6 protein-coding genes are annotated in these 4,290 nt (G+C 62.3%); 2 read left to right on the forward strand and 4 right to left on the reverse strand.

Annotated elements, in window-relative coordinates:
- Positions 1–278: 278 nt before the first annotated feature.
- The 4 genes from VEK15_05040 to VEK15_05055 all read right to left on the reverse strand — a co-directional run bounded on the left by VEK15_05040 (position 279) and on the right by VEK15_05055 (position 2,214).
- Positions 279–746, reverse strand: coding sequence for a hypothetical protein (locus tag VEK15_05040; protein HXV60037.1), 468 nt, complete (start codon positions 744–746; stop codon positions 279–281).
- Complete coding sequence (locus VEK15_05045) at positions 743–937, reverse strand: hypothetical protein (GenBank protein HXV60038.1); 195 nt, start codon at positions 935–937, stop codon at positions 743–745. Before VEK15_05045 ends, VEK15_05040 begins: the two co-directional genes overlap by 4 nt.
- Positions 938–1,123: 186 nt before the next feature.
- On the reverse strand, positions 1,124–1,501 hold the full coding sequence (locus VEK15_05050; GenBank protein ID HXV60039.1) for a hypothetical protein: 378 nt from the start codon (positions 1,499–1,501) through the stop codon (positions 1,124–1,126).
- Between the two features lie 101 nt (positions 1,502–1,602).
- On the reverse strand, positions 1,603–2,214 hold the full coding sequence (locus VEK15_05055) for a DinB family protein (GenBank protein HXV60040.1): 612 nt from the start codon (positions 2,212–2,214) through the stop codon (positions 1,603–1,605).
- A gap of 39 nt (positions 2,215–2,253) precedes the next feature.
- On the opposite strand from VEK15_05055, the gene VEK15_05060 reads away from it, so the two are divergent.
- Both VEK15_05060 and VEK15_05065 read left to right on the forward strand, forming a co-directional pair.
- Positions 2,254–3,885 (forward strand): radical SAM protein, encoded by a 1,632-nt coding sequence (locus tag VEK15_05060; protein ID HXV60041.1) that lies wholly within the window; start codon positions 2,254–2,256, stop codon positions 3,883–3,885.
- 1 nt (position 3,886) lies between these two features.
- Positions 3,887–4,290: laccase domain-containing protein (locus VEK15_05065; GenBank protein HXV60042.1), on the forward strand; the 404-nt coding region annotated here is incomplete at its 3' end.

Here is a 4,290-nt window from a genome sequence, read left to right on the forward strand (position 1 = left end):
TGAGGGAGGCGTTGGCCTTTTGGCGGATTCGAGGCGACATGAGGGGGTCTTCAGCGGTTTTGGCCGGACGGAGTGATATCGAGGACCATCCCCTGTTCGACTCGCATCGAGTGCTCGCTCTTGTCCCGCGGGTCGGAGAGATACAGATATCCAACTCTGGGGCGGCCATCTCGATAGCTGATTCGGAGATCGACGTGGCTCATTTCTTTTTTTCCCAAAGCTCGTAGGTCATGACTTCCAGGACCTCTTTCTCTGGAATCGGCTCCACGATTCTTGACTCAAGCACTCTTCGACTTGACGACCAGGTCAACGTCGCAATCGAGGACATGCAAGAGATTCAAAACCTGATCCACTGACTTGCGATAGTTGGTCTGATCGAGCAATCGGTAGAACTGCGCGGCGGAGGTGCCAAGGCGCCGAATGATCTCTCGCTTCGACAAATCGCTTTCCTCGACCCTTTTTTGGGCTTCGAGAGTCAATCGGTAGAGCAAGAGATCCCGCAAATAGGCTGGGTCCTGGTTGTACTCCAGCACTTGATCGATATGAATGGTACCCTCCGCCCCCGATTTGAGCACATAGACGAACGCCTCCCGCCCGAGCTCTTTATCCACCCTGACGTCGTCGACAGGGTCGCTGCTCGTGGGACGAGGCTCCGCCTTGATGAAAGGGAAGGACAGCGTTCTCGACGGCATCTTCACCTCGAAGGCCTTTCTTCGATTGTTTGCCTTGACTGATCGGATCTTCATAGCAGTCCCTCGGATTCGAGTTCATCGATGAGCGCCAAGATTCTTCGACTTGCCTCACCGATCATCGGCATCCTGTTCTCCAGGTCCCATTTCACGACGAGTTTGCCATCGCGATAGACGTGAACGTGCCGCGGAGAATGGTCACCGATCCAGGTGAGGAAAATGTAGCCACCGCGGCGAATTCTCGCCATTCGAGTAACGTTACCCCGTAAGGTAACACATTCAAAATGTCGAAATCAATCCATATCGGTTTCGTTCAGCGGCGGGGTTAGTTCTGTGGCAGCCGTGGTCGAGATACTCATCCCTCATTGGTCGAATGCTCGGAGGGCGCACCAACTCTTTCCGGACGGAGTTGGTCGGCGGGATCTGCCCGGTATTCACCCGAGAATTCGTTTGGCCTTCTTCGGCTTGTCCGCGATGATGGCGAGCTCGACCAGGTCCCCTTCGAGGCCGGTGACGTAGAGCCCCAGCAGGTTCACGTTCGCGTCGCCGAGCTTCTCCGCGATCTCCGCGAGCGCTCCCGCCTTGTTCTCGAGGAGTACGGTGACCACCTCGTTCTCCTCGAAGCGGATCCCGTTCGCTTCGAGCGCCTTTCGCGCCGACTCGATCTCGTCGGGCAGAAGCCGGACCTGCACCTGGCCGTTGATGGCGAGTCCGGCGACCGACTTCAAGTTGAGTCCGTAGCGGGAAAGGGCTCGAGCGACTCGAGCCAGCTCGCCGGGGCGGTGCGTCAGGGCAACCGATACATCTCGCATGGAGACCTCCAGCGTCTTTGGGTTGAGCTCCTATTCTCCACGAGCGGGCGATCTCTGACAAGGATGGGTGAGGGAGGCGACGCCGACGCGAGCGCTCTTTCTCACGAGCCGGGTCTCTCCGTCGGAGATGCCTTTCCCGGTCCCGGCAGCGGCGTTTTCCGCCGCGTGCCTCCCTTCTCCTCGTCGAGAAGCGTGTCGAGGTCGGGGTAGGCGTAGACGACGGGCGCCTGGTTCTGCATGAGGCCACCCGTATCCGCCGTGGGTCCGTAGGTGCTGTGGAGATCGCGGCCGAGCATTCGCAGAAGCGCGGTCTGCTGTCCCCGGTGATGGGCCGTATGGGCGATCCTGCGGGTGACGATCCACGCCCGGGAGCGTGTGACCTCGAAAAAGCCCACCTCCTCTTCCCACCAGGAATCCGGTTTTTCGCGCAGCGCCGCGAGTCGCTTCGACGCGTTCTCGGCATAGGTCTCGATGAAGCCGAGACGTGTTTCCTTCGCCGGAAGGGGATTGTCGGTCACCCCGATTCCGAGCATGTCCCGGAACCAGAGGTTCTCGCTCATGGACTGATGGACCATGTGCTCGAGAACGCTCCTTCCGCGTTCGTCGGTGCTCGAGGGCCGCGCGGACAGGTCGGAGTCCTCGAACATCGACCAGACGCTCAGCACTTTGAGGATCTCGGTCTCGTAGGTCTCGAAGAGGAATTGGTACCGCATGATCGTGCCCCTCAGGGTAGAGTCTATAATGAAGACCAGATGAGTCGATTTCTCGTCGAGCGACTGCGACGCCGTCTCGCGGCCGAAGTGGGCGCGATCGCGAAGCCCCATGACGGCAAGCTCCGCATCGCCCTCGCCTATCCGAACCGCTATTACATCGGGATGTCGAACGTGGGATTTCAGGCCGTCTATCGGTTCTGGAACGAGCTGCCCGAGGTCGTCTGCGAGCGGGTCTTCCTGCCCGACCGCGAGGAGATGAAAGAGCACCTCCGGGCCGGCGTTCCGCTTCTTTCCCTCGAGTCTCAGACGCCGGTGCGCGAATTCGACGTGCTGGCGTTCTCGATCACCTTCGAGCCCGACGAGCTGAACCTGGTGCGCATGCTCGATCTCGCGGGCATTCCGCCTCTGGCAGCCGAGCGGAACGCGTCACACCCTCTCGTGCTCGCCGGGGGGCCGGTGACGTTCCTCAACCCCGAGCCCATGGCGCCCTTTCTCGACGTCGTGGCGATCGGCGAGGCGGAGGCGCTTCTTCCGCCGCTCACCCGGGCGCTTCTCGCATCGCGGGCGAAGGAAGACGTCGTCGCCGAGCTCGCTGAAAGTGAAGGATTCTACGTCCCCGGGGCGAAAGGCCGAATGGTCCGGGCGAAGATGGGAAAGAGCGCCGCACTTCCGCCTCCCGCGACCTACGTGCTGACGCCCTCGACCGAGATGGCGAACAAGTTCCTCGTCGAGGTCTCGCGAGGCTGCCCGACGCTCTGCCGGTTCTGCTGGGCGGGGTACAACTACCTGCCCAAGCGCTCGTTCGACATCGAGCGGATTCTCGAAGTCGCGCGGCGCGCGCGGGCCCACACCGGCGACATCGGTCTCGTATCGACGGCGGTGGGGGCGCATCGGGAGATCGTTCCGCTGGTCGAATCGCTCCTCGAGATGGATTATCGGATCAGCGTCTCGTCGCTCCGGTTCGAGGATATTCGCCTCGAGCTCGTGGAGCCTTTGGCCCGAAGCGGCGAAAAGACCCTGGCGGTGGCGCCCGAGGTGGGCTCCGACCGGCTGCGTTTCGCCATCCACAAGCGGGTGACGAACGAGGACATCCTCCACAAGGTCGACCTCATCCTGTCGACGGGGATCGAGAGCCTGAAGCTCTACCTGATGGTCGGGCTTCCCACCGAGCGCGAGGAAGATCTCGAGGCCATGATCGACCTCGTGAGCCAGGTGCGCGACCGGCTACTCGATCACGGACGGCGCCGGGGAAGGCTCGGGCGAATCATTCCGAGCGTCAATCCCTTCATTCCCAAGCCGGGGACGCCGTTTCAGTGGCACGCCATGGAACGGGTGCCGGAGCTCCGGCGCAAGATGCGCCGTCTCGAGCGCGCGATGGCGCGCATGCCGAACGTCGAGGCGAACTTCAAGTCGCCGCGGCAGGAAAGGCTCCAGGCCGTCTTGTCGCTCGGCGACCGGAGGCTCGCCCCGGTGATCGTTCGCATGGCGAGAGGCGAAGCGGACTTGAGCCGAGCGATGAAGGAAGAAGGTCTCGCTCTCGACGCCACCATCCACCGGGAGCGTTCCCCGGGCGAGCCGCTTCCCTGGGAGCACATCGATAACGGGATGAAACCGGAGCTTCTCCAGAGCCAGTACGAGAAAGCATCCGCGCTCGCCCCGAGCCTCGCCTGAGTTGCGCGAGCTCTTCTCCGTTCGCGCGCATCCGGGATTCGATCGCCTCTTCTGCCGGGTGCTCGAGGAGAACGACGTGCCTCACGGATTCACTCTTCGCACCCAAGGGTTCGGCGAGCGCGATCACGGCCACGAGGATCGTCAGAGGCTCGTGAACGCTCTGGGGCTCGAAAGCGCGACTCATATGAGACAGGTTCACGGCAACACCGTTCGCCTGGTACGGACGAACGACACGATTCCCGAGGCCGACGGCCTTTTGACCGACGAGCCTGGCCTCGGCCTCATCGTTCATAGCGCGGATTGCCTGCCGCTCCTCTTCTGGAGCGAGGCGACGAACGCGGTCGCGGCCGTCCATGCGGGCTGGCGCGGCACGCTGGCGCGGGTCGCCACGACGGCGGTGAGGAC

The organism is Vicinamibacteria bacterium, assembly GCA_035620555.1.
Taxonomy (GTDB): domain Bacteria; phylum Acidobacteriota; class Vicinamibacteria; order Marinacidobacterales; family SMYC01; genus DASPGQ01.